The following is a 24,721-nucleotide window of genomic DNA, read 5'->3' as shown; positions in this document are numbered from 1 at the left end:
AACCGGATGTCTTCGAATTGCGGCCCGGCATTCATGCCGGGTTTTTTTTGCCCTGCCCCGTCCCGCCATTCAGCTTCCGTTCAGCCGTAACGCTTTAACCATGCAGCATAAGCTCGCTGCTGGCGACGCAATCTACCGCCTGAGGAACCGAAGCCATGATGAAATTTGCAAAACACGCGCTTCTCGCCACCGTGGTCGCCGTTACCCCGCTGGTCACCATGGGTCAGGCTGAAGCGAGAGATCGCTACTACCGTGACCATCACCGCCGCGACGATGCCGTGGCCCTGGGTGTGATCGGCCTCGCGACCGGTGTCATCGTTGGCTCGGCACTTGCCAACAACCCGCCGCAGCGTCGCGTCTACGTCGAAGAACCGCCGGTATCGGTCTACGATGACAACGACGCCTACTATGTCGACGATTACCCGCCGCCCCCGCCGCGCCGCCCGGCCTATCGCCCGCGTTCGGTTCAGCAGTCTTACGGCATCGAGCCGTGGACGGGTGCCTGGCATGAATACTGCAGCGCGCGCTACCGCAGCTTCAACCCGCGTACCGGCACCTATGTCGGCTACGACGGTCGCTCGCATTTCTGCACTGCAGGCTGAAGAAACGAGCCATCAAGACAAAATAGCCCGCCGGATCGTCCGGCGGGCTATTTTGTTTTGACGATATGGAGAAGTGCCACCCATCTCGGTCAAACGGCCGGACGGGTGACACCAACAATCACAAAGTCAATAAGGGCGGTCGGCGGCGATCTCACCCTGCTCTGCTTCTCGCTTCAGATAGCGCTGATCAATCTCAGGCAAAGGCTCGCCATCAATGGCTGCCTCAAAGGCCTGCAAGCGCTTATAGATTGACATGAGTTCGACGAGGGTCGTCCAGGAATTGATCAGATACTGGAAGGAACCGCGAACCTGCTCAAAGACGTTCAGCACCTGATTCATCAGACCAAGCGTCACCTTTCCGGCGGCGATCGATGGAATCAACACCAGCGTGCCGAAAATGTTGTCGGCCTGCAGGTAGAAAATGCGAGCGATGTTGAAATACAGGTAATGAAAATAGAGGCGGAAATAGTTCGCGCGAACATTGGCGAAGAGCTGCGCCACTGTCACCGGCTGCGCGCGACCTTCATCATCCTCGCCGTAGACCAGTTCCTTGCGGTAAGCGGCTTCAACGCGTTGATTGCGAAATTCGAGGCCAGGCAGCTTGATGCCGATAACAGCCAGAAACACCGTACCGAACAGTGACCAGGCGATTGCTGCCCAGACCAGTGCATGCGGCACTTGGCCAAAGAATGGTAGTTCGTTGATGGTCTCGGAAAAGGTAAAGAGCACCGGCAAAAAAGCAATCAGCGTCATCACGGCACGGACGAGACCAACCCCGAGGCCTTCGACCGTCGACGAAAATCGCATCGTATCTTCCTGAACACGCTGCGATGCGCCTTCGATATGGCGCAACTTGCCCCAGTTCGCCATATAGAACTCGTTCATCGCCGTGCGCCAGCGGAAGATATAATGACTGACGAAAAATGCGTTGATGACACCCACCGTCACAGCGACAAACGCAATTCCGACAAATCCGAGCATACCGATGTAGAGCTGCTCCGCCGTCACCGGCGCAGTCCGCGCCAAAGCCTGCTGGATCAAATCATAATACGGTCCGTACCATGCGTTGATCGCCACGCTGACCTGCACCGAGAAATAGGTGGTAAAGACAATGACGGCAGAACCAAGCACAGACCACATTTGCCAGCGGTGAGGGCTGAACCAGAACCAGAAGGCGGTAAAAATGGCCACCCCGAGCGCGTAGTAAATGTAGAACCATAGGAACGGCGCGGACCAGAAGAGGGATACGCCGATAGGCGCAGCCTGGCCTTCGGCCAAAGGCGGCAATCCTATCGAGGAACCGGCTGCTGAGCCACCAGCGTACCAAACAAAAATCAACACCGCGCTCCAGAGTACTGCCGAGGTGAAAAACAACTTTGGACGGGGGAAAAACGAGTGAAACACGCGGGGAACCTTCGTGTTGGAGAAGTCTATTCAATCGATGGGAACCCTAAGACGAAATGGTTCCGTCCAGCAATCTCCATCGGGCAATTGTGGCAGAATTACCCCTGAGAAAATTAAGGGTCTGTAAGACTGACATGCCTGTGGCGCCTGCAAGCTGATGGACCTGACAAAGCCGCCACCTTGCCTCGCGGGCAAAAATCGCTAGTGGAGGGACCAGGATTTTCCAAGGAGTGCCCCATGAGCGACCTCAGCCTGCAGCAGGCCATCGACAATATCTACGCCTCGATCAACAACGACAATGAAGAGATCGACACCCATATCGCGGCGCTGAAGGCTACCATGGCACGCGAGGGCGTGAAGGAAGCCATTTTCGACAACGCCAAGCTTGCCCAGCCGAACCGCCAGGGCCGAAAGATGATGCAGTCCTATTTCAAGAAAAAAGGCGTGGCCGTCGGCTTCACCGGCCAGTGACGGCAAGCGCTGGCGGCAGCCTTCACTCCGCCAGCGTCAGGATGATCGGGCCGTTGCGGGTCACCACGATGGTATGCTCGAACTGCACCGTCGGCGCCTGCGGATCGCTGAAGAGTGTCCAGGCATCGTCACCGTCCTCGGCCCACTGCCCACCGAGCGAGAGGAAGGGCTCGATGGTGAACACCATGCCCTCCTCCATGATTCTGGTTTCATCGGGATCCGGCCAGGTCGACAGTTCCGTCGGTTCTTCGTGCAGAGACCGGCCGATGCCGTGGCTCGCAAGGTTGGCAATCAGCGTATAGCGGTTCTTCTTGGCAAACAGGCCGATGGAGTTGCCGATGTCGGCCATCGGACGACCGGCCTTCACCTGGTTCAGGCCCACCCAAAGCGCCCGCTTGCCGTCACGCAGCAGGCGTTCCAGCTTGGCCGTTCCCGGCGGCACAAGGAAAGACGAACCCGTGTCGCCGAAATAGCCGGCCTTCTCGCCGGACACGTCGAGGTTGACGAGGTCTCCCGCCTTGATCACCCGATCCCCCGGAATGCCGTGGGCCACCTCTTCGTTGACGGAAATGCAGGTGGCGCCTGGAAACTGGTAGCAGAGTTCCGGGGCCGACTGGGCGCCGTTCTGTTCCAGCACACGCCTGCCGATTGCATCGAGTTCGCGGGTCGTGATGCCGGGTTCCAGCGCCTCCGACATCGTCTTCACCGCGAGCGCGCAGATCCGGCCGATCTCCTTGAGGCCGTCCAGATCCTCTTCGGTTTCAACAATCATGATGTCCTTCTTGGCCCTTGGCCCTTATGCTCTGGCTGCTGCTTAGGCGCTCGATGCTTTCGACGTCAACGCCTGGCGCACGAGTGGCGCGACTTTTGTGCCGTAAAGCTCGATGCCGCGCATCAGTTCCAGATGCGGCATCGGACCGATCGCCATCTGCATCAGGAAGCGATCGTTCTTGAAGATGCCGTGCATGGCGACGATCTTTCCCGCAACTGCCTCGGGATCGCCGACGAACAGCGCGCCGGTCGGGCCTCGCGACGCATCGAAATGCGCCCGGCTCGTCGGCCCCCATCCGCGCTCGCGACCGATGCGGTTCATGACCGTCGCCTGCGGCTCGTAGAAGATGTCGGCCGCCGATTGTGTCGTGTCGTGGATGAAGCCGTGCACGTTGATGCTGGTCTTCAGGCTCGCCGGATCGACGCCGGCCTTGGCGGCACTCTGCCGATAAAGGTCAAAGAGCGGCGCAAAGCGATGCGGTTCGCCGCCGATGATGGCAAGGGCAAGCGGCAGACCGAGATAGCCCGCCCGCGCCGCCGATTGCGGCGTGCCGCCAATGGCGATCCACAGCGGCAGGGGATCCTGCAGCGGGCGCGGATAGACGCCACGCGCCTGTATAGGCTTGCGGGTCTCGCCCTCCCAGGTGACGATCTCGTTGTCACGGATCTCCATGAGAAGCTGCAGCTTTTCGGCAAACAGCAGATCATAATCTTCGAGATCATAGCCGAACAGCGGGAAGCTTTCGATGAACGACCCTCGCCCGGCCATCATCTCCACGCGACCGTTCGACAGAAGGTCGGCGGTGGCAAACTGCTGGAAGACGCGCACCGGATCATCCGACGACAGAACCGATACAGCGCTCGTCAGGCGGATGTTTTTCGTCTGGACTGCGGCGGCGGCCAGAATGGTGGCCGGAGACGACGCCATGTAGTCCGGGCGATGGTGCTCGCCGAGCCCGAAGACATCGAGCCCGACTTCATCGGCGAGCCTGATTTCCGCCAGCAGCTCATCGACGCGGCGCTTGGCTTCGGCGCCCTTGTTGGCGGCATTCGGATCGACGTCGGCAAAGGTGTAAAGTCCAAGTTCCATGGCGCTCTCTCACTGTCTCATTGCCGGAGAGATAGAACGTCACGCGTCAGCCTGCAAACTGAAGCAGGGTGACGGTCTGTTCGCAGCGGCGAACGAGTATTCATCGCGCCTAGTGCACTACACCTGTCCACCATGGGGGCGCGCCAAAATCGCGATTGCCAGTGCCGCACTTTTAAGAATACCCTCCACAACCGTATTGCGTCGCAGCAGGCCGGACATGAGGAGGAGATATCGCATGGCAAGAACCGTCGTCGTCACCGGATCGACCAGCGGCATCGGGCTTGGCATCGCCAGGGCCTTCGCGGCCGAGGGCGCCAATCTCGTCATCAACGGCTTCGGCCCGGCTGACGAAATCGAGGCGAACCGGGCGGCTCTGGAAGCCCATGGCGGCAAGGCGATCTATCATTCTGCCGACATGACGAAGCCGGCCGAGATCGCCGACCTCATCGCCACAGCAGAACAAACCTTCGGCGCCGTCGATGTTCTTATCAACAATGCCGGCATTCAGCACGTTTCGCCTGTCGAGGAGTTTCCGATCGACAAGTGGGACCAGATCATCGCGATCAACCTGACAAGCTCCTTCCACACGATCCGCGCCGCTGTCCCTGGCATGAAGGCCAGGAAGGCGGGGCGCATCATCAATGTCGCCTCGGCGCATGCGCTGGTCGCCTCGCCCTATAAATCGGCCTATGTCGCAGCCAAGCACGGCATCCTCGGCCTCACCAAGTCGGTCGCCTTGGAACTGGCGGAATTCGGCGTTACCATCAACGCCATCTGCCCCGGTTACGTGCTGACGCCACTCGTCGAGAAGCAGATCCCCGATACGGCCAAGGCCCGCGGCATATCGGAGGAACAGGTGAAGACCGACGTGATGTTGCGTCTCCAGGCGACCAAGGAATTCGTCGCCATCGATGAGGTCGCGGCGACGGCGATCTTCCTTGCCAGCGACGCGGCGCGGCAGATCACCGGTACCTCCATTGCGATCGACGGCGGCTGGACAGCGCAGTGACGCCGATCGCGCATTCTAAAGGCAGTCCATGACCAGCATTCGTTTCATCCTGAACGGCGAAGACATCGCCCTTTCAAGCCTCGATCCGACCGAGACGCTGCTCGACTTCCTGCGGCTGAAGCGCCGGCTGACGGGCTCCAAGGAAGGCTGCGCCGAAGGCGATTGCGGCGCCTGCACCGTGCTCGTCGGACGACTGGTAAAGGGCCGGCTGATCTATGAAACCGTCAATGCCTGCATCCGCTTTGTTGGTTCGCTCCATGCCACCCATGTGGTGACCGTCGAGCATCTGGCGGCAAAGGACGGCACGCTTCATCCGGTGCAGCAGGCGATGGTCGATTGTCACGGCTCGCAATGCGGCTTTTGCACGCCAGGCTTCGTCATGTCGCTCTATGGTCTGTGGCTCACCTCGGAAAACCCCGGTCGGGCCGAAATCGAACGCGCACTGCAGGGCAATCTCTGTCGCTGCACGGGCTATGAGCCGATCGTGAAAGCCGCAGAAGAGGTCGCCCGCATCAGGCCATCCGCCCTCTTCGACCCGCTGGAGCGCGAGCGCGCCGCGATCATGGCCCGACTGGAAGAGCTCTCGACCCGCGAAACGATCGCGATCACCGGCCCCGACGGCCGTCGCCTGATCGTCCCCGGCAGCGTCGAGGGGCTTGCCGAAACGCTGGCCGCGCATCCCAAGGCAACTGTGGTTGCGGGCGCTACCGATGTCGGACTCTGGGTCACCAAGCAGATGCGCGTGCTGGATCCTGTCGTCTTCATCAACCAGCTGGACGCACTCCAGCAGATCGACATCACAGCCGAAGGCATCACGCTCGGTGCCGGCGTGAGCTACAGCCAGGCTTTTGAGGCGCTGCAAGGCGAAATCCCCGCCTTTAGTCGCCTGATCGAGCGCATCGGCGGGCAGCAGGTGCGCAACATGGGCACCATCGGCGGCAATGTCGCCAATGGCTCGCCGATCGGCGACAGCCCGCCGGCTTTGATCGCGCTGTCCGCCACGGTCATCCTGCGCTCGGCCTCCGGCACCCGCACCCTGCCGCTCGAGGATTTCTTCATCGACTACGGCAAGCAGGACCGGCAGCCCGGCGAATTCGTCGAAAGCATCTTCGTGCCGCGCCCGAAGGCGGCGAGCCATCTCGCGATCTACAAGATCTCCAAGCGCCGCGACGAGGATATCTCGGCACTCTGCGGCGCCTTCCATCTGGAGAGGAGCGCCGCAGGCATCGTCACGCACATCCGCATCGCCTTCGGCGGCATGGCAGCAACGCCGAAGAGGGCGCGCGCGGTCGAGGCGGCTCTTTACGGCAAGCCCTTCACTCAGGACACCCTCGACGTTGCGCGGGCGGCTTTCGATCACGACTACCAGCCGCTCACAGACTGGCGGGCGACGGCCGAGTATCGCCAGATGACGGCGAAGAACCTGCTGACCCGCTTCTTCCTCGAGGTCTCCGGCACCCCGCAGGAACTGCAGCGCTTCGCCGTAGAGGAGGCGTGATTATGGATAAGGCGACATACGAGACGACGAAATATATCAAGGGGCCGATGCACCAGGCGCTCCGGCATGATTCAGCGCATAAGCATGTTGCCGGAAGCGCCGAATACATCGACGATATTCCCGAACCCGCAGGCCTCTTGCACGGTGCGCTCGGAATGGCCGACCGCGCCCATGCGGAGATCTTGTCGATCGATCTCTCGGCGGTCAAATCCTATCCCGGCGTCGTCTGCGTCCTGACATCGGACGACATCACCGGCGTCAACGACATCTCCTCCGGCGGCCGTCACGACGAGCCGCTGTTCGCGACGGACAAGATCGAGTTCCACGGCCAGACCATCTTCGCCGTCATTGCCGAAACGCGTGACGCAGCCCGCAAGGCAGCGCGTCTCGCAAAGGTGGACTACCGCGACCTCCCCTTCTGGACCGACATTGACGGCGCGCTTGAAAACGGCGCGCCGCTGGTCACGCCTGGCATGACGCTGAAGCGCGGTACGCCGGAAACGGAACTCGACAAGACCGAGCACCGGCTGAAGGGCACGATGCGGATCGGCGGTCAGGAGCATTTCTATCTCGAAAGCCACATCGCCCTTGCCATTCCCGGCGAGGATGACGAAGTCACCGTCTGGTCTTCGACGCAGCATCCCTCGGAAGTGCAGCATATCGTCGGCCATGTGCTCGACATCCCCTCCAACGCCGTGACCGTCAACACGCGCCGCATGGGCGGCGGCTTCGGCGGCAAGGAAACGCAGAGCAACCAGTTTGCAGCCCTCGCCGCACTTGCAGCCAAGAAGCTGAAGCGGGCGGTGAAATTCCGCCCCGACCGCGACGAGGACATGAGCGTCACCGGCAAACGCCACGATTTTAAGATGGACTTCGACGTCGCCTTCGATGGGGTCGGCCGCATCCATGCAATCGACGCCAATTTTGCCGCCCGTTGTGGTTACTCGTCCGACCTCTCCGGCCCCGTCACCGACCGCGCCCTCTTTCATGCGGATTCGAGCTACTTCTATCCGCATGTGAAGCTGACCTCCCAACCCTTGAAGACGCATACCGTCTCCAACACCGCCTATCGCGGCTTCGGCGGCCCCCAGGGCATGCTGGGCGCCGAACGGGTGATCGAGGAGATTGCCTATGCGCTGGGCAAGGACCCGCTCGCCGTCCGCAAGGCCAATTTCTACGGCGAAAAGGGCTCCGGCCGCGATGTGACGCCCTACCACCAGCAGGTGGCGGACAACATCATCCTGAGGGTCGTCGAGGAGCTGGAGACCGCCGTCGACTACCAGGCGCGACGCCATGCAATCATGGACTTCAACCGCACAAGCCCGGTGATCAAGAAGGGCATCGCGCTGACGCCGGTCAAGTTCGGCATTTCCTTCACGATGACCGCCTTCAACCAGGCCGGCGCGCTGGTGCATGTCTATCAGGATGGCTCCATTCACCTGAACCATGGCGGCACCGAAATGGGCCAGGGCCTCTACACCAAGGTCGCCCAGGTCGTCGCCGACTGTTTCCAGGTCGATGTCGACACGGTCAAGATCACCGCGACCACCACGGCCAAGGTGCCGAACACCTCGGCCACCGCCGCCTCCTCCGGCTCGGATCTGAATGGCATGGCAGCCTTTGACGCGGCCCGCCAGATCAAGGAACGGCTGATCGCCTTCGCAGCCGAGAAATACGCGGTTCCCGCCTCCGAAGTCGAGTTCCTGCCAAACCAGGTGCGTGTTGGCCGCGAAATCTTCTCCTTCGGAGATTTCGTCAAGCAGGCCTATTTCGCTCGGGTTCAGCTCTCTGCCGCCGGCTTCTACAAGACCCCAAAGATCCACTGGGACCGCGCCGCTGGCCGCGGCACGCCCTTCTACTACTACGCCTACGGCGCGGCCTGTTCCGAGGTCTCCATCGATACGCTGACAGGCGAGTATCTGATGGACCGGACCGACATTCTCCACGATGTCGGCAAGTCGCTGAACCCGGCGATCGACATTGGCCAGATCGAGGGCGGCTTCGTCCAGGGCATGGGCTGGCTGACGACCGAAGAACTCTGGTGGGATGGCAAGGGACGCTTGAGAACGCATGCGCCCTCCACCTACAAGGTCCCGCTTGCCTCCGATCGACCGAAGATCTTCAACACGAAGCTCGTGCCCTGGTCGGAAAACACCGAACCCACCATTGGCCGCTCCAAGGCGGTTGGCGAGCCGCCCTTCATGCTGGCGATTTCGGTACTCGAAGCGCTCTCCATGGCGGTCGCCTCCGTGGCCGATTATCGGCATTGCCCCAAGCTCGACGCCCCCGCGACGCCGGAACGCGTGCTGATGGCGGTTGAAAGGCTGAAGCGCGCGTAATGCCTTAGCGCATCGCGGATCGCAGCAGATAAAGGAATGCGGCCAGGATCATCACCGGCAGCACCAGCAGCTTGACGAGATAGGCGATCGCGATACCGATCGAGGCATTGAACAGCTCCGAGGACATGGCAATACCGTCATTGATCACCCGGGCATTCGCCGCGACAGCGCCCGCCATGTCCGATGCCGCTTGAAGCGTGCCGGAGAAGGCCTGGCCCAACCGGCCAAAGGCAGCATCTTCTTCAGACGCGCGATCCTGTTTCATCGCATCGACCTGTTGCTCTACCGCCGCAAGGCTGGGCTCCCCCTGCACCTTGTCGAAGACCGAGGTCGCATGCATCCAGGCCTCGTCGGTAATGGCATCACCCGCGTAGAACGCAATCGTATAGGAGGCCGGCAGCAGCACGGCTCCGAGCAGGCCGAGGATCGCAAAGGAGCGGGCCAGCCGCTCGATCAGACGCGGCACGCGGCGGGCCGTCATGGTCAGGACCGCGCAAACGAGCGCAAAGGCGGCCAATCCGGCTGCCGCGACCTTGGCGACGGGCACAAGCACCAGAGACAGGATGCCGGAAACGATGGCGAGATAGAAAAGCATGTCCACCATGCGCTCGATCGTATTGATCACCGGCTGCAGCAGCTGGCCGGGACTTGCTGTCACCGAGGCGACCCCGACCCCGCCCGTTACATCTGCGTCCCGGGCGACGCTCATCACCGAATTGGCGATGCGCAACGTGCCGTAAAGCGCACCGCTTCCGATCATCACGTCGTGGCTGAAGCGTGCGGCGATATCGGCAAGCGGGTTGATGATGAAGAGCGCTGCTGCAAAGGCGGCAACGGCCAGCCAGATGAGGGTGCCTTTGGTTCGGGTCATCGTCACTCCTGCGCAAATCCGGGGTGGCGTCGTTTCCCGGCTGGGAAAAGCGCGCACGGCACACTACCATGTCGGGCAAACCCTGAGCCGGCTTGTCCAGTTCCCTCTCGACAATGTGAGTGTGCCTTCATCATGGCCAAGACTGATTTTTCGGAATTTCTCGCCTCCCAGGCACCGATCGTGCTGGTCGAGATCGCCGAGGCCCGCGGCTCGACGCCGCGCGATGCGGGCACCATGATGCTGGTTTCGCCTTCAGCGATCTGGGGCACGATCGGCGGCGGACAGCTGGAATTCATGGCCATCGAAAACGCCCGGCAATGCCTTGAGGATGGAGGGGCGGCGGTGATGGAGATCCCGCTCGGGCCGGAAATCGGCCAGTGCTGCGGCGGCCGCACAACATTGACGTTTTCAACCGTGACGCCGGCGCGCGCCGGGGCACTCAAGGAACGCTGGCGGCGTGAAACCCTTCGCGACCCGTCTGTCTACCTCTTCGGTGCCGGCCATGTCGGGTTAGCGCTCGCCTCCGCACTGGCTCCCCTGCCGCTATCGGTCAGCGTGGTCGAAACCCGGGCCGAAGCCTTGTCTGGCCTCCCGCCGACCTGCGCGACACGGCATGTCGCCATGCCCGAAGCCGTGGTCGCGGAGATCCCCCCGGGTGGCGCTGCGGTCATTCTCACCCACGATCATGCATTGGATTTCCTGATCGCCAGAGAGGCATTGTCGCGGCATGATCTCGGCTATGTCGGCATGATCGGCTCAAAGACCAAGCGCGCCACCTTCGCCGCCTATCTTGAGCGCGAGGGCGGAGACCGCCAGAGCATTGAAAAGCTGGTGCTGCCGATCGGCGGCAGCACGGTCAGGGACAAGCGTCCCGAGGTCATTGCCGCCATGGTCACGGCAGAGCTTCTGACAACCCTCCTGTGAAAACGGCACGCCGCCCCATCTCACATCCCTTGCCAACATAGATTTTCAAGTACTTGTTTTCGCTTCTGTTTTCTAAAGAGACCCAGAGCGCATACGCTCGGCGATTTCCAGATCCAACGGGCTCCTCAACCGCTCGGAACCGTCGCTGGATGGAAGACCGATATCGCGACGCATATCTTCAGGCAGATCATCGACATGCCCTGCCCGCGGCTTTGCCGCCTTGCGGACCGCGCCGCCCACTACGCCCAAGACGCCCGAACCATTTAGCCAGTCTTTCCCGATCGCAGACACCATGACCGCCTCCCATTTTCGAAAAATCGACGTTTCCATGCCGTGATCCTGCACGCGATTGCCCCGCGCTTCCAATTCAATTACGCTTCCCATGGATAAAGAGGATTTATGCATGAAGCTGTCACGCCAACTTCCGCTGAACGCCCTGCGCGTGTTTGAGGCCGTCGGTCGTCTCGGCAGCTTCACCCGTGCCGGCGAGGAGCTCGGCATGACCCAGACGGCAGTGAGCTACCAGATCAAGCTGATCGAGGACTATGTGGGCGAGGCCTTGTTCTGGCGCCGTCCCAGGCAGATCGGCCTGACCGAAACGGGCGCAAGGCTTTATCCGCGCGTTGCCGAAGGCTTCGGTCTTTTGACGGACGCTCTCCAGCAAGCCATGCAGACGGCGGTTGAGACGCTGGAAATCCATTCGGTTCCGACATTTGCCTCCAACTGGCTTGCCCGGCATCTCGGCAGCTTCCAGCTTCAACACCCGAACATCGCCGTTCGGCTGCAACGCGTCAGCAAGTTTCGGGAAGTCGGGGCTCTCGACGCCGATATCATGATCCCCTGGCGCGAAAAGCCGATACCGGGCACCGTCAGCCAGCCGCTGATACAGCTGGATTTCACCCCCGTCCTCAGCCCCACCCTGGCTGCCAAATTCGACGGGATCACCAAACCGGCAGACCTCCTGAAGCTGCCGATCATCAGCCCCGATGATCCCTGGTGGCAGGAATGGTTCGCGGCCGCGGGCATCCCCGAACCGGAACTCGTCGGCACGAAGCTGCACAGCTACGAGGCCCAGGATCTGGAAGCCAGCGCGGCCATTGCAGGCTATGGCGTCGCCATCGTCAGCCCCTTCTTCTTTCGTGATGAACTCGCCTCCGGCAGGCTGGTCCAGCCCTTCCCCCTCGCCCTGAAGGCTCGTCACCCCATCCATCTCGCCTATCCACAATCACGCAGACATGCCGCCAAGATCAAAGCGTTCGAGACCTGGATCCGGGCAGCCCTCGAACAGGAAAATACCGCCTGATTTCACCGACTTTCACGCCCGGCAAGAAACACTGCATAAACATCCTGCCGCAAGCTGCCCCCGCTGATCGGGGCTTCCCTTGGACGACAATTTTTCCCACACTGCACGGCCGGGAGGCCAATAGGGGAATCGTCGATGTATGAATATGCCATCGCCTGGGAATGGCTATCGTTTGCCGTCCGCTGGCTGCACGTCATTACTGCCATCGCCTGGATCGGCTCATCCTTCTACTTCATTGCGCTGGATCTTGGTCTGGTGAAGCGTCCCGGGCTTCCCGTCGGCGCCTATGGCGAGGAATGGCAGGTGCATGGCGGCGGCTTCTACCACATCCAGAAATACCTGGTCGCACCGGCCTCGATGCCGGAGCATCTCACCTGGTTCAAATGGGAGAGCTATGCCACCTGGCTCTCGGGCTTCGCCCTGCTCTGCGTTGTCTATTACGGCGGCGCGGATCTCTTTCTGATCGACCGCAGCGTGCTCGACATTGCTCCATGGCAGGCGATCGGCCTGTCGCTCGGCTCGCTTGTGCTCGGCTGGGTCCTCTACGACCTGCTCTGCAAATCGCCGCTTGGCCGCAACACCTGGGGTCTGATGGTCTTCCTATACCTGGTGCTGATCGCCATGGCCTGGGGCTATACGCAGATCTTCACCGGCCGTGCCGCCTTCCTACATCTGGGCGCCTTCACCGCGACCATCATGTCGGCCAACGTCTTCATGATCATCATCCCCAACCAGAAAATCGTCGTCGCCGACCTGATCGCCGGTCGCACCCCGGACCCGAAATACGGCGTCATCGCCAAGCAGCGCTCACTGCACAACAACTACCTGACGCTGCCCGTCATCTTCTTCATGCTGTCGAACCACTATCCGCTGGCCTTCGCGACTGAGTTCAACTGGATCATTGCAGCCCTCGTTTTCCTCATGGGCGTCACCATCCGCCACTGGTTCAACACGACGCATGCCCGCAACGGCGAACCGACCTGGACCTGGCTGGTCACGCTGCTGCTGTTCATCCTCATCATGTGGTTGTCCACCGTGCCAAAGGTCCTGACGGGGGAGAACGAGCAGGCCGCGCTTTCACAGCGTCAACAGAGTTTTGTCGACAACGCCCATTTCGAGGCCGCACGCGATGTCGTACAGAGCCGCTGTTCGATGTGCCACGCCGCCGAACCCGTTTGGGAAGGCATCACGCGGGCACCGAAAGACGTAAAGCTTGAAACGGACGGCGAGATCGCCGCCCACGCCCGTGAAATCTATCTCCAGGCCGGCCGCAGCCATGCCATGCCGCCGGGAAACATCACCGAGATCTCCGCCGAAGAGCGTAAAATGCTCGTTGCCTGGTTCGAGACCTCGGTCGAAAGCAGATGAGAATGACAGAGACCCTGATCCGCGGCCGCCTCCTATCCTTTCTTCGCGCGCCCCACCACGCCGATGATCGCGACAGCTATTTTTACGAAGAGGATGGCGCGCTCCTGCTCAGCGAGGGCAAGATTGCGGCCGTCGGCGCCTATGCCGATGTGAAGGCCAGGGCGAATGCGACGACGACGGAGATCGACCATCGGCCGCATCTCATCCTGCCGGGCCTGATCGATTGCCACGTGCATTTCCCGCAGATGCAGGTCATCGCATCCTATGCCGGCAATTTGCTCGAATGGCTGAATACCTACACCTTCCCCGAGGAATGCCGCTTCGTCGAGACGGCCCATGCCGAACGCATCGCAATCCAGTTCTTCGATGAATTTCTCCGGAACGGCACGACGACGGCAGCGGCCTACTGCTCGGTGCACAAGGCCTCCGCCGACGCATTTTTCGCCGAAAGCTTGAAACGTGGCACGCTGATGATCGGCGGCAAGGTGATGATGGATCGCAACGCGCCCCAGGGCCTCCTGGACACGCCGGAGCTCGGCTATGACGAGACCCGCGCCGTGATCGAGGCATGGCATGGGCGCGGTCGCAACCACGTCGCCATCACCCCGCGCTTTGCGATTACCTCTTCGCCTGAGCAGATGGCGATGACGCAGAAACTGGCGGAAGAGTTTCCCGACCTGCACATTCAGACACATCTCTCCGAGAACCGCGAGGAGATCGAGTTCACCAGCCAACTCTATCCGGAAGCGACCGACTACACCGATATCTACGCCCGCTACGGTCTGCTGCGGAAGAAAGCGCTCTTCGGCCACGCCATCCATCTCTCGGACCGCGAAGCCGACGCCATGGCCGAAAGCGGCGCTGTCGCCGTCCATTGCCCGACATCGAACCTGTTTCTCGGTTCAGGCCTCTTTCCGCTGAAATCGATCCAGCGCCGGGAAAAACCTGTCACCGTGGCCGTCGCCTCGGATATCGGCGGCGGCTCAAGCTATTCGATGCTGAAGACGATGGATGAGGCCTACAAGATCCAGCAATTGCTCGGCGAGCGGCTGAACCCGCTTGAAAGCTATTACCATATGACGCGCGGCAATGCCGTGGCGCTTGATCTTGCAGAGCGCATCGGAACGCTGGAAGAAGGCACCGACGCCGACATCGTCGTGCTCGATGCGGCGGCTACGTCTGCCATGCGGCTTCGCATGGAAACGGTGACCTCGCTGTCCGAGGAGCTGTTCCTGCTGCAGACGCTCGGCGACGACCGCGCCGTGATCGAGACCTATGTCGCGGGCAAAGCCTCCAAACCACGCGCGGAGGCGTAAGACGGTCATGAGCGAAAGCGGCCATTCCGGCATATCTCTTCCGAAAAACATCGGATTGACGCCGGACATGGCCGCACCGCTTGCTGTCTTGCCGGATAACCTCATCTTGCCCAGACAAGCGGCGTCCACCCTGCGAGGAGGTCCAAAGTGCTGATCACCAATCTCGCGCTCGGCACCGTGATGATCTCGCTGACGGTGGTGATCCACACCTTCGGGCTGATCGCCGTGACCCATGCCATGAGTTGGGTGACTGACCGCATTCGGCTGCATGGTCACAGAAGCCGTATGCTGGCCATGAACACGGTCGTCATCGGCGTCTTTGCGGTGCTGACAGCTGAGGTCTGGCTCTGGGCCGCGGCCTACGACCTCATCGGTGTCGTAGACAATTTTGAAACCGCCCTTTATTTCTCCACCATCACCTTTTCTACCGTCGGCTATGGCGACGTCGTGCCCCATTCGGAATGGCGGATGATGGCAGCCCTTGAAGGCGTCAACGGCTTCCTCCTCATCGGCTGGTCGACAGCCTATCTGATTGCCGCCGGCATTCGCGTCGGCCCGTTTCGCTCAGGAGAGCATTTTTGATGACCGACTGTCGTCAACCGCGAAAGGCTAGCAAATGCCACCCATTCTGGAAATTGCCGATCTGAAGACCCTCGCCCGCAAGCGCGTGCCCAAGCTTTTCTTCGACTATGCCGACAGCGGGTCCTATACGGAGGGTACTTACCGCGCCAACGAGAGCGATTTCGCCCGCATCAAGCTGCGCCAGCGCGTTCTGGTCGACATGAGCGGTCGCACGCTCGAAACCACGATGATCGGCGAAAAGGTGAAAATGCCGGTGGCACTTGCCCCGACGGGCCTCACCGGGATGCAGCATGCAGATGGCGAAATGCTGGCAGCGAAGGCGGCGGAAGCCTTCGGCGTGCCCTTCACGCTGTCGACCATGAGCATCTGCTCGATCGAGGATGTCGCCTCCGTCACCACCCGCCCCTTCTGGTTCCAGCTCTATGTCATGCGTGACCGCGATTTCGTGGTGAACCTGATCGAGCGTGCCCGCGCGGCGAAATGTTCGGCCCTGGTGCTGACAGCGGATCTGCAACTGCTGGGTCAGCGCCACAAGGACATCCGCAACAGCCTCGCCGCCCCGCCGCGTTTGACGCCGAAGCATCTCTACCAGATGGCCACCCGGCCGCGCTGGTGCTGGAACATGCTGCAGACCAAGCGCCGCACCTTCCGCAATATTCACGGCCACGCCAAGGATGTGACCGATCTCTCCTCGCTGCACGCCTGGACGGCCGAGCAGTTCGATCCAAAATTGTCCTGGAAGGATGTCGAGTGGATCAAGAAGCAGTGGGGCGGCAAGCTGATCATCAAGGGTATCCTCGATGTGGAGGATGCCAAGATGGCGGCAAAGACGGGTGCCGATGCGATCGTCGTCTCGAACCATGGCGGTCGCCAGCTTGATGGCGCCCATTCCTCGATCGCCATGCTGCCGAAAATCGTCGACGCCGTCGGCCACAAGATCGAAATTCACATGGACGGCGGCATACGGTCTGGCCAGGACGTGCTGAAGGCCGTGGCGCTCGGTGCGAAGGGCACCTATATCGGCCGGCCTTTCCTCTATGGCCTTGGCGCCATGGGCCAGGAGGGCGTGAGGAAAGCGCTCGAAATCATCGCCAGGGAAATGGATGTCACGATGGCGCTCTGCGGCCGCCGCAGCCTGAAGGACGTCGATCGCGATATCATCGCCGAAAGCCCTTTCTGAGGCAAAACTCAGCCAAGGCGCCCGGTCGCAAGCCCGGCCGCCCATGTCGGACGTCCATTCGCAGCCGCAAGCCGTGACTGGCCCATGTGATCGTAGGGCACGAGGCGAAAGCCGACGGACCATCCGGCGGCGGTCCTTTCGCAGATCGCATAGGATGCCAGCGGGTTGCCCGCCTCCACCCGATGATGCACCGGCATATCGTCGTCATAGGCAGGGCAGCCGACACTGCCGGGATTGACAATCAGCCGACCGTCCGAAAGCCGGACCACGCGCGGTAAATGGGTGTGGCCACACAAGATCAGCGGCTGCAAAATACCCTCGGCCCAGGCCTCCACCTCAGACAGGTCGCGCAGGACGACCTGCCCCTCCGGCGTCACCTGCTCCAGCCAATAGGTGCTGTCGTCCATCGGACGCGCGTGGCAGAGATAGGCGACATCGCGAAACACGGCATCGAAAGGCAGGCTGCGCAGCCAGTCGAGATGCGCAGGAGCGAGCTGGCGGAAGGCATCCGCCTCCCATTCATGCATATCCCCCGCCGCGTGCTCGATCAGGTAGCGATCATGGTTGCCGCGAACCGTGACGAGCCCGAGCGGCAGCAGCATGTCCGCGGTGCGCCCGGCCTCGAGCGGCCCCGACAGGCAGTCTCCAAGATTGACGATATCCGACATGCCAAGGTCCTGCGCTGCGATATCGGCCAGCACCGCCTCGAGTGCTGCCGCATTGCCGTGAATGTCGGCGATGGCGGCAAACCGCATCAGCTCCCCCTATAGGTCGAATAGCTGTAAGGCGACAGCAAGAGCGGCACATGATAGTGCGCGCTCACGTCGGAGATACCGAAGCGGATCGGGATCACGTCGAGGAAGGGCGGATCCGAAAGCGCAATCCCTTGTGCCTTCAAATAGTCCCCTGCATGAAAGAGCAGCTCATAGACCCCGACCTGGAATTCATCGCCGACCAACATCGGCCCGCCATCGATCCGTCCGTCCTCATTGGTGAAAACGGTCTTGATCAGATCCGCTTCCTCGCCTGTCATTCGCATCAGCTGGATGCGCAGGCCCTGAGCGGGCTTTCCGAGCGCGGTGTCGAGCACATGGGTGGTGAGGCCGGTCATATCTGGGGCTCCCGAATCACATAAGGGGTCTCGAAAAAGAACTCCTCGAGATTGTTGCCGGGACCATCCCGATCCACAACCAGGAAATCGCTGACTGCATCGATTGCCATCAGGGGATGGTGCCAGACATTGCGCCGGTAGTTGACGCCCTGATGCGCACCGACAAGAAAAACCTGCGGCTCCCCCGGCCTGCCACCTTCATCGGCCGACACGGCAACGAGAAACGGCCGTCCCGACAGCGGCGAAAAGCTCTGGCTGCCGAACGGGTGCCGCTCCATCATGCCGATCTCGTAAGGGAACTGGCGAGGCTGCCCGCGGAAGATGTTCACGATCACCCGCGCCCCCTCGCCCGCCGCCTCCGGCGAAAACAGGGCATGGAAGCGCTCGGTCGTGCCACCATTGATCAGCCGCATGGTGGAAGGCTCAGTCTCGATCACCTCGCCAAAGGGCATGAAAGCTTGACCCGACAGTGGGCGGATGGGGAGTTCGGTGGGCAAGGGGATCATTCTCCCTGGATATGCGGATGAAGGAGCTGGTCGAGTTGCCGGACCAGCTTAGGAAGATCAGCCTGCACAGTATCCCAGACCTGACGCCAATCCAGCCGATCATACTCGTGGACCACAAGATTGCGCAGCCCTCTGATCTTCGCCCATTCGATCTCCGGCTGCTCAGAGGCTATGTCTGGAAATCGTGACTGGATGCGTGCCGCAGCCGTCGCAATCAGGACGAAAGTCATGGCAACCGCGCGCTGATACAGGAGATCCTGTTCGAAGACTTCGAAGCTCACACCGTCGAGAAAACCGATGGCTTCGCTCGCCGCCTCATGCATATCGATGAGATTGTCGCGCAATCGCTCTTCCGGCGTCATATGGCCCGCGCCTCGGCAAGGATGCGGTCCCGCATCCGGGCCTTGAGCCCGCCTGCGGTAACAATGTCCACACGGCAAGGCAGAAGATCTTCCATCTCCGACTGCAAGCCTCCGAGATCGAACAGCGTCATGCCCGGAAGTGCATCCACGAGAATATCGAGATCGCTTTCGGGACCGTCTTCTCCACGGGCCACAGAACCGAAGACACGCGGGTTCGCCGCCCTGTGACGGGCAGTCACCGCGCGAATGGCTTCCCGGTTGCGTTCAAGCACGTCCGACGGTCGCATGGGAACCTCTCCTGAAGCCTCAATATAGGCCATAGACCTCGTAAACAAAAGACGGGCCCCGTGTATGCCACCTCCCAAAACGACAACAGCGCCGGCGTTTCCGCCGGCGCTGTCATCAGAAATCAAACCTGAAATCAGGCAGCGTTCTTGGCGTAGTCGGCCGTCGGGACTTCGGCGATCGTCTGCAGGACGATGGAAGCGATCTGGTACGGGCAGCCCTGCGAATTCGGGCGGCGATCTTCCAGGTAACCCTTGTAGCCGTTGTTGACGAAGGAATGCGGAACACGGATCGAGGCGCCACGGTCGGCGATGCCGTAGGAGAACTTGTTCCACGGAGCCGTCTCGTGCTTGCCGGTCAGACGCAGATGGTTGTCCGGACCGTAGACGTCGATATGCTCCTGCCAGTTCTTGGCAAAGGCCGCCATGAGGGCTTCGAAGTATTCCTTGCCGCCCACTTCACGCATGAAGGTGGTCGAGAAGTTGCAGTGCATGCCCGAGCCGTTCCAGTCGGTATCGCCAAGCGGCTTGCAATGGAACTCGACGTCGATGCCATAGGTTTCGCAGAGACGCAGCAGCAGATAGCGAGCGATCCAGATCTGGTCGGCAGCCTTCTTGGAGCCCTTGCCGAATACCTGAAATTCCCACTGGCCCTTGGCCACTTCGGCATTGATGCCTTCGTGGTTGATGCCGGCTTCGAGGCAGAGGTCGAGATGCTCTTCGACGATTTCACGCGCGATCGAACCGACATTCTTGTAGCCGACGCCGGTGTAGTACGGGCCCTGCGGAGCCGGATAGCCCTGCTCCGGGAAGCCGAGCGGACGGCCGTTTTCGTAGAAGAAGTATTCCTGCTCGAAACCGAACCATGCCCCCTCGTCGTCGAGGATCGTCGCGCGGCTGTTCGACGGATGCGGCGTGACGCCATCCGGCATCATAACTTCGCACATGACGAGCGCACCATTGGTACGGGCCGGGTCGGGATAGATCGCAACCGGCTTCAGTACGCAGTCCGACGAGTGGCCTTCGGCCTGCATCGTGGACGAGCCGTCGAAGCCCCACAGCGGCAGCTGCTCCAGCGTCGGGAAGCTGTCGAATTCCTTGATCTGCGTCTTGCCACGCAGGTTTGCTACCGGCTTGTAGCCATCGAGCCAGATATACTCGAGCTTGTACTTGGTCATGGTGCTCTCTCTTCAGTCTCGCGCCAATCATGGGCGCACAGAGGGGTGATTCTCCGGTCTGCCCGGGTCTCCCCCAATGAAATGCAGGAAGCGTGCCAGTTTGGATTTAGGGCAGCAATGCAGACCATTTTGTCGCACCCCTCCACCCCAAATAGCGAAAGAAAACCGTTCAACAGGCCTATTAATGCGCCGATTTGCGGAACTCGTCCGTCAACAGAACGTTCATAAATGGAAGTTTGCCGCGTGAAGCACAGTGATGATTTTAAATTCATCACTTTTTTGCATCTATTCAGCCTATAAAATAGGCAATTTGCACTTTTCATGTGCATTTGCGTTTTTCATGTGGTAGTCGTGAATTATCGAGAACACTCGGTGGAAACGCGAGGCAGTAGCATGACAACGAACATGGTTCGGGAATCGGCGAAGATCTACGAATTCCCGGTGCGCGACGCAGCAAGGCTCCAGGCTCTGCGTGAACGCCAGATGCCGAAGCCTGTGATCTATGAAAGCGGCGCGGCAAGCTGGTATCACGAGGAAGCGATCCGCGAAGCGGAAAACGCCAGCAAGCAGTAACGGGCACACCCCGGTCAAAAAACCGCCCGCAATGCGGACGGCTGAACTGCGACGAGCGGGCTTACGCCCGCTCTTTTCGTTTCTAGAGCGGCAATACAGGCCCCGGCACGCCGTTCGCAATTGCGGCCATTGATGCCGGCAATGGGCTTTACGCCTTTGTGCCGAACAAGCGCAGGCGCATCACGCCGCCGTCCGGATGCATGGCGATGCGCACATGCGTAACCGGGCCGATCTTCTGCACCTGATCGCCCTCGTACAGGTGCTCGGCATCCATCTGCATCTTCTGCCGGGTCAGGATTGGCTGCCACTGTTCTGAGGCTGCGATCTCGGCCTCGCTGAACGTGTCGCCCGCCTCCGGCAGGTAGGCACCAAGCAACTCGCAGGTATCTGGGTAATTGCCCTTGTAGAAATGCGTATCGATCAGCACCCGGTTGATAACGCCCGGATGTCCCAATCGGATGATCGCCCAGTCATGCCCCGGCCCGCGGCGGCGCTTTGTCTCCCAGCCGTCGCCCATATTGGTGCCGCGCCCCGGAGACAGGATCTTGTCCGGATGGCCATAATGCGCATCCGACCAGGCAAGCGCCTTGGCACCATGAAAAATGTAGGCGAGATCGATCTCGTCCGTCGCGCCGACCTTCGACCAGTCGAAATGCGCAGCGCCATAAACGCGCAGGCGGGCGATGCCGCCATCGGGATAGATATGCAGACGCAGATGCGTCCAGATCTTCGACGTGTCGGCATTGGCAAAGAAATGCTGCGCCGACGGACCGAGCGGCGACTTGACGACGAGCTCTGTCCAGACGGTTTGATCATCCGGATCGCCGTTTTCCAGGCAAGCGGCCTCGATCGAGCATTGCGGCGGGTAGTTGCCGGTGAAGAACCGCGTATCGACATCGAAGCCGAAGATGCGTCCTGGCATGGCCAGCCGGATCACCGCGGAATCATGGCCCGGTACACGCTTGCGACGGCTTTCCCAGCCATCCATGTACTTGCCGTTGTCGTCGTAGAGGGTGGGATCGAAAGCTGCGGGCTCGTCGTTCAGCATCCGCGACAGCGGCGCGAAGAATTCATCGGTCGAAGACACCCCCACCGCTCCAAGGCGGGCCGAGGCAAGATTGACGGCACCGGCGGCGAAATCCGGCAGGATAACGGTCGAAGTTTCAAGCATGTCAGTGGCTCTCCGGAAGCAGGCTTTCGAGGCGAAGTCTGGCGATTTTCTCCACCTGCTGGCAGGCGGTGTCGAACTCCTGATCGCGACCATTGGCGATCCGTGTCTCGAAAGTGGCGAGAATGTCATCCTTCGTCAGCCCCTTCACCGCGACGATGAAGGGAAAGCCGAATTTCTCGACATATTCAGCGTTGAGCTCGGTGAAGCGCTGATGCTCTTCAGCGGTCAGCCGATCAAGCCCTGCGCCGGCCTGTTCGCGCCTGCTGTCTTCGGTCAGTTCGCCTGCAATCGCAAGGCGGCCCGCAAGATCGGGATGCGCGCGCAAAACCCCGAGCCTTTCCTCAGGGCTCGATGTGCGGAACATCGCCGCCATCGCATCATGCACATCGAGGGCGGTCAGCGGTTCGTCGATCATGCCGGCATCGAAGGCACGCTCGGCGATAAAGGGCGAATGCTCGAATACGCCGCCGAACCGCTGCACGAAATCCGCTCTGTCCATGTCCATGTCCATTCCATCGGGCAGCGCCCAGGAGGACGCCGAATGCGGGCGCTTGCAGCAGCGCTGCGAAGCAGTCTGCAACAGGCTTAGCCGAGCCCCCTGGCCTTGTCGAGTTCAGCCGCGACAAGGAGGGAAAGCGCGCGACCGGCTCAATCGGTCAATTGATATCCGTTGCGCTCCGGAAACGGCCAAGCCGCCAGCAAGTCCATATCCGGCCTGTAGATTTCGACTTTCAGCGGGTAGCACTTGGCCGCATCGCTGGAATGGCTGGAACTGCAATCGCCACCCGGGCAGGCCGAGAGCGCACCGAGAAGATCGATTTCAGCAAACATTTCGAGGAAGTCGCCAGGGCGAACCGGGCTCGCCTTCATGAAATACTGCTGCGTATCGCGGGTGAAGCCGGTGCACATGAAGACATTCAAAACGTCATGCACATGCGGCTCGGCCTCGTGCATGGAGATACCCTTGTGGTGCGCGAGCGAGCGGCAAAGGTTCGAATGGCAGCAATGATGGTAGTCGCCGCCGGAAAGAAGCCGGTTGGTATAGGGGTCGCAACGCGTGCCGATCACATCATGCACGCCGCCGCCGAATTCATCGAATCCATACCAGCCGAGCGTGTCATGGCTGATCGTCGCCATGGGCCGGAGCGACGGCAGATTGCTCCACAGCCGATTGCCGGTGGTCACATGGGTGGCATGCAGCGCCCGCGTCTTGCCGGAGAAGAAACGTTCGGAAAGGTCATTGGCATTGAAAAGATTGAGGTCACCGACCTGCGGCCCCTCCACGCTGACGATGCGAAAGAAATGCCCCTTCGGCACCTCGAAAGTATTGCCCTCGCGCGGCGGCACGATCACCTCACCGACCTTCTCCATCCTTGCCCGTGCCCGCTCCAGAATGCTCATGTCGGGTGCTTTCAACGATTCGACCGGATAGCAGACGACGGGTTTGACCGCGCGCCGCGCGGCCGCATCGGCTGGGACGGGAATGTTGGCGTTGAAGGGCGACATGGCATGCTCCGGACTGGCAGTAAGGGGTGGAACAGGAAGGATGTGCCGATAAGGTGCCGCAAGCACGCGCTGCTGACAACGCGGCTTCTCCTTGCCCGATGGCCAAGCCTGGCTTATCCATGACGACATGAAACTGCCACCACCCTCCACACTGCGCGCCTTCGAGGCGGCCGCGCGCCGCGAAAGCTTTCTGCAGGCCGGAAAGGAACTCGGCATGACGGCAGCGGCCGTCAGCCAGCATGTCAAGGCGCTGGAGGACTGGCTGGGGCTTGCCCTCTTCGAACGCCGCGCGCGGGGCGTGCGCCTGACAGCGGACGGCCGCGAACTGGGCGCCGCCTGCTCGGAAGGCCTTGGCCACATCGCCCGTGCGGTGGAGCGTCTCACGGCCCGCCGCAGCGGACTGCGCGTCAGCCTTGCCTGCAAACCCTCGGTCGTGAACCACTGGCTCGGACCGCGCCTGCCCCGCTTTCGGGCTGATCATCCCGAGATCCAGGTCTCGATCGTCTATCCGCTCGGCGCGCTGACGCCGGATGAAGCCGGCACGGATCTGTTGGTCCGGCACGGCAAACGGCCGCCGGGCCGCGTCGACCAGATCCTGCCGGCGGCCACCCGCCCAACCTGCTCGCCGGCCTATCTGCAACGCCGCGGATCAATCACAACACCGTCCGATCTCCTGAACCTTGACTTGCTGCACGACGCGACCGAGGCCGCTTGGCAGACCTGGCTGTCAGCACGCGGCGTCGAAGGCCCGACACCCTCGGGCCCGCTCTATGCGGACTTCAATCTTCTGGTGAGTTCGGTCCTGTCAGGCCTCGGCATCGGCCTCTGCCCGACAGCCCTGATCGGCGATCACCTGGCGGCCGGATCACTGACGGTCCTGTTCGACGAAGCGGCCGACGCGGACAAGTCCTACTGGCTGCTGTCAGGCCCTGAATTGTCGCAACCCGCCGCAATCTTGCGCGACTGGCTGTTGGCGGAAGCCGCAATTTCGGCTTCAAGCGCCTGATACTCAACGCAGGCTTTTGTATATTCGGCCCGAAACTCCGGGTTTTGCAATAGGCTAGACTTTAGCGAAGCCAAACTAGTCATCGGACACCCCCACTTCGACAACGCACGGCAAGCGATACCTGCCGTGCGCAATGTCAAATCTACTTCGTCCGGGTAGGGTCAGTCAGTCGATAGGATGAACCAGCTTTGGGTGTTGGTGGAAGCGGCTCACCCTTAACCACGGTACGCTCAGGGCCCTGACCGCCCCTTGGTCCAGTGATAGTGTACTGGCCCGATCTTGGAGCCAGTTCACCC

The 24,721-nt window shown here is 61.2% G+C and carries 27 protein-coding genes; 13 read left to right on the top strand and 14 right to left on the bottom strand.

Annotation, left to right across the window (positions count from 1 at the left end):
- The first annotated feature begins 155 nt into the window (after nucleotides 1-155).
- The gene (locus FAA97_RS00600) at nucleotides 156-602 is read left to right on the top strand and encodes a BA14K family protein (protein WP_136596598.1); all 447 of its coding nucleotides are present in this window, start codon (nucleotides 156-158) and stop codon (nucleotides 600-602) included.
- 126 nt (nucleotides 603-728) lie between these two features.
- Here the strand turns inward: FAA97_RS00600 and bacA are convergent, their stop codons facing one another.
- A complete protein-coding gene (bacA, locus tag FAA97_RS00595; RefSeq protein ID WP_136596597.1) occupies nucleotides 729-2,006 on the bottom strand; it encodes a bacteroid development protein BacA in 1,278 nt (425 codons plus the stop codon).
- 237 nt (nucleotides 2,007-2,243) lie between these two features.
- Between bacA and FAA97_RS00590 the strand changes: the two genes are divergently transcribed.
- A complete protein-coding gene (locus FAA97_RS00590; protein WP_136596596.1) occupies nucleotides 2,244-2,477 on the top strand; it encodes a hypothetical protein in 234 nt (77 codons plus the stop codon).
- A 22-nt stretch (nucleotides 2,478-2,499) separates the two neighbouring features.
- Here the strand turns inward: FAA97_RS00590 and map are convergent, their stop codons facing one another.
- Together map and FAA97_RS00580 are read right to left on the bottom strand one after the other, a co-directional pair.
- On the bottom strand, nucleotides 2,500-3,249 hold the full coding sequence (gene map, locus FAA97_RS00585) for a type I methionyl aminopeptidase (RefSeq protein ID WP_136596595.1): 750 nt from the start codon (nucleotides 3,247-3,249) through the stop codon (nucleotides 2,500-2,502).
- Between the two features lie 42 nt (nucleotides 3,250-3,291).
- Nucleotides 3,292-4,338 carry an LLM class flavin-dependent oxidoreductase gene (locus tag FAA97_RS00580; RefSeq protein ID WP_136596594.1) on the bottom strand — a complete coding sequence of 349 codons (1,047 nt, stop codon included), beginning with the start codon at nucleotides 4,336-4,338 and terminating at the stop codon, nucleotides 3,292-3,294.
- A 235-nt stretch (nucleotides 4,339-4,573) separates the two neighbouring features.
- Between FAA97_RS00580 and FAA97_RS00575 the strand changes: the two genes are divergently transcribed.
- From FAA97_RS00575 to xdhB, 3 genes are read left to right on the top strand one after another with little or no spacing between them, the layout of a single operon-like run.
- Nucleotides 4,574-5,347, top strand: coding sequence for a 3-hydroxybutyrate dehydrogenase (locus tag FAA97_RS00575; RefSeq protein ID WP_136596593.1), 774 nt, complete (start codon nucleotides 4,574-4,576; stop codon nucleotides 5,345-5,347).
- Nucleotides 5,348-5,375: 28 nt separating this feature from the next.
- Nucleotides 5,376-6,845 (top strand): xanthine dehydrogenase small subunit, encoded by a 1,470-nt coding sequence (xdhA, locus tag FAA97_RS00570; protein WP_136596592.1) that lies wholly within the window; start codon nucleotides 5,376-5,378, stop codon nucleotides 6,843-6,845.
- 2 nt (nucleotides 6,846-6,847) lie between these two features.
- A complete protein-coding gene (gene xdhB, locus FAA97_RS00565) occupies nucleotides 6,848-9,184 on the top strand; it encodes a xanthine dehydrogenase molybdopterin binding subunit (protein WP_136596591.1) in 2,337 nt (778 codons plus the stop codon).
- A 4-nt stretch (nucleotides 9,185-9,188) separates the two neighbouring features.
- Here xdhB and FAA97_RS00560 read toward each other — a convergent pair whose 3' ends face one another.
- Entirely contained in the window at nucleotides 9,189-10,055 is an 867-nt protein-coding gene (locus FAA97_RS00560; RefSeq protein ID WP_136596590.1) for a hypothetical protein, read from the bottom strand.
- A gap of 132 nt (nucleotides 10,056-10,187) precedes the next feature.
- Here FAA97_RS00560 and xdhC point away from each other — a divergent pair, with 132 nt between their 5' ends.
- Nucleotides 10,188-10,979 carry a xanthine dehydrogenase accessory protein XdhC gene (gene xdhC / locus FAA97_RS00555; protein WP_136596589.1) on the top strand — a complete coding sequence of 264 codons (792 nt, stop codon included), beginning with the start codon at nucleotides 10,188-10,190 and terminating at the stop codon, nucleotides 10,977-10,979.
- A 72-nt stretch (nucleotides 10,980-11,051) separates the two neighbouring features.
- On the opposite strand, the gene FAA97_RS00550 is transcribed toward xdhC, so the two are convergent.
- The gene (locus FAA97_RS00550) at nucleotides 11,052-11,309 is read right to left on the bottom strand and encodes a hypothetical protein (protein ID WP_136596588.1); all 258 of its coding nucleotides are present in this window, start codon (nucleotides 11,307-11,309) and stop codon (nucleotides 11,052-11,054) included.
- Between the two features lie 73 nt (nucleotides 11,310-11,382).
- On the opposite strand from FAA97_RS00550, the gene FAA97_RS00545 reads away from it, so the two are divergent.
- The 5 genes from FAA97_RS00545 (at nucleotide 11,383) to FAA97_RS00525 (ending at nucleotide 16,728) form a co-directional block, all read left to right on the top strand.
- On the top strand, nucleotides 11,383-12,282 hold the full coding sequence (locus tag FAA97_RS00545) for a LysR substrate-binding domain-containing protein (protein ID WP_136596587.1): 900 nt from the start codon (nucleotides 11,383-11,385) through the stop codon (nucleotides 12,280-12,282).
- A gap of 135 nt (nucleotides 12,283-12,417) precedes the next feature.
- On the top strand, nucleotides 12,418-13,650 hold the full coding sequence (gene puuD, locus FAA97_RS00540) for a urate hydroxylase PuuD (RefSeq protein WP_136596586.1): 1,233 nt from the start codon (nucleotides 12,418-12,420) through the stop codon (nucleotides 13,648-13,650).
- A gap of 2 nt (nucleotides 13,651-13,652) precedes the next feature.
- Entirely contained in the window at nucleotides 13,653-14,966 is a 1,314-nt protein-coding gene (guaD, locus tag FAA97_RS00535; protein ID WP_136596585.1) for a guanine deaminase, read from the top strand.
- 147 nt (nucleotides 14,967-15,113) lie between these two features.
- Complete coding sequence (locus FAA97_RS00530; RefSeq protein ID WP_136596584.1) at nucleotides 15,114-15,548, top strand: potassium channel family protein; 435 nt, start codon at nucleotides 15,114-15,116, stop codon at nucleotides 15,546-15,548.
- Nucleotides 15,549-15,582: 34 nt separating this feature from the next.
- Nucleotides 15,583-16,728 (top strand): alpha-hydroxy acid oxidase, encoded by a 1,146-nt coding sequence (locus FAA97_RS00525; RefSeq protein WP_136596583.1) that lies wholly within the window; start codon nucleotides 15,583-15,585, stop codon nucleotides 16,726-16,728.
- A gap of 8 nt (nucleotides 16,729-16,736) precedes the next feature.
- On the opposite strand, the gene FAA97_RS00520 is transcribed toward FAA97_RS00525, so the two are convergent.
- The 6 genes from FAA97_RS00520 to FAA97_RS00495 all read right to left on the bottom strand — a co-directional run bounded on the left by FAA97_RS00520 (nucleotide 16,737) and on the right by FAA97_RS00495 (nucleotide 20,169).
- Complete coding sequence (locus tag FAA97_RS00520) at nucleotides 16,737-17,483, bottom strand: metallophosphoesterase family protein (protein ID WP_136596582.1); 747 nt, start codon at nucleotides 17,481-17,483, stop codon at nucleotides 16,737-16,739.
- On the bottom strand, nucleotides 17,483-17,839 hold the full coding sequence (gene uraH, locus FAA97_RS00515; protein WP_136596581.1) for a hydroxyisourate hydrolase: 357 nt from the start codon (nucleotides 17,837-17,839) through the stop codon (nucleotides 17,483-17,485). The genes FAA97_RS00520 and uraH overlap by 1 nt, the downstream gene beginning before the upstream one ends.
- Nucleotides 17,836-18,336, bottom strand: coding sequence for an ureidoglycolate lyase (locus tag FAA97_RS00510; protein WP_136596580.1), 501 nt, complete (start codon nucleotides 18,334-18,336; stop codon nucleotides 17,836-17,838). The genes uraH and FAA97_RS00510 overlap by 4 nt, the downstream gene beginning before the upstream one ends.
- A gap of 5 nt (nucleotides 18,337-18,341) precedes the next feature.
- Nucleotides 18,342-18,689 (bottom strand): HepT-like ribonuclease domain-containing protein, encoded by a 348-nt coding sequence (locus FAA97_RS00505; RefSeq protein WP_168800883.1) that lies wholly within the window; start codon nucleotides 18,687-18,689, stop codon nucleotides 18,342-18,344.
- Between the two features lie 14 nt (nucleotides 18,690-18,703).
- Nucleotides 18,704-18,994: a nucleotidyltransferase family protein gene (locus tag FAA97_RS00500; protein WP_136596578.1), complete on the bottom strand. Its 291-nt coding sequence runs from the start codon at nucleotides 18,992-18,994 to the stop codon at nucleotides 18,704-18,706.
- A 134-nt stretch (nucleotides 18,995-19,128) separates the two neighbouring features.
- The gene (locus FAA97_RS00495; protein ID WP_136596577.1) at nucleotides 19,129-20,169 is read right to left on the bottom strand and encodes a glutamine synthetase beta-grasp domain-containing protein; all 1,041 of its coding nucleotides are present in this window, start codon (nucleotides 20,167-20,169) and stop codon (nucleotides 19,129-19,131) included.
- 393 nt (nucleotides 20,170-20,562) lie between these two features.
- Between FAA97_RS00495 and FAA97_RS00490 the strand changes: the two genes are divergently transcribed.
- Nucleotides 20,563-20,742 (top strand): DUF2735 domain-containing protein, encoded by a 180-nt coding sequence (locus FAA97_RS00490; RefSeq protein WP_136596576.1) that lies wholly within the window; start codon nucleotides 20,563-20,565, stop codon nucleotides 20,740-20,742.
- A gap of 148 nt (nucleotides 20,743-20,890) precedes the next feature.
- Here FAA97_RS00490 and alc read toward each other — a convergent pair whose 3' ends face one another.
- The 3 genes from alc to FAA97_RS00475 form a co-directional block, all read right to left on the bottom strand.
- Nucleotides 20,891-21,913: an allantoicase gene (gene alc, locus FAA97_RS00485; RefSeq protein ID WP_136596575.1), complete on the bottom strand. Its 1,023-nt coding sequence runs from the start codon at nucleotides 21,911-21,913 to the stop codon at nucleotides 20,891-20,893.
- A gap of 1 nt (nucleotide 21,914) precedes the next feature.
- Nucleotides 21,915-22,412 carry a 2-oxo-4-hydroxy-4-carboxy-5-ureidoimidazoline decarboxylase gene (uraD, locus tag FAA97_RS00480; protein WP_136597662.1) on the bottom strand — a complete coding sequence of 166 codons (498 nt, stop codon included), beginning with the start codon at nucleotides 22,410-22,412 and terminating at the stop codon, nucleotides 21,915-21,917.
- 149 nt (nucleotides 22,413-22,561) lie between these two features.
- Nucleotides 22,562-23,419, bottom strand: coding sequence for an urea carboxylase-associated family protein (locus tag FAA97_RS00475; RefSeq protein ID WP_136596574.1), 858 nt, complete (start codon nucleotides 23,417-23,419; stop codon nucleotides 22,562-22,564).
- Between the two features lie 127 nt (nucleotides 23,420-23,546).
- Between FAA97_RS00475 and FAA97_RS00470 the strand changes: the two genes are divergently transcribed.
- The gene (locus FAA97_RS00470) at nucleotides 23,547-24,425 is read left to right on the top strand and encodes a LysR family transcriptional regulator (RefSeq protein WP_136596573.1); all 879 of its coding nucleotides are present in this window, start codon (nucleotides 23,547-23,549) and stop codon (nucleotides 24,423-24,425) included.
- Nucleotides 24,426-24,721 lie beyond the last annotated feature (296 nt).

Origin of the sequence: Peteryoungia ipomoeae (genome assembly GCF_004912165.1) — a bacterium.
GTDB classification, from domain to species: domain Bacteria; phylum Pseudomonadota; class Alphaproteobacteria; order Rhizobiales; family Rhizobiaceae; genus Allorhizobium; species Allorhizobium ipomoeae.
Note: the sequence above shows the minus strand (reverse complement) of the source record. Positions and strands in the feature narration are given on the sequence as shown.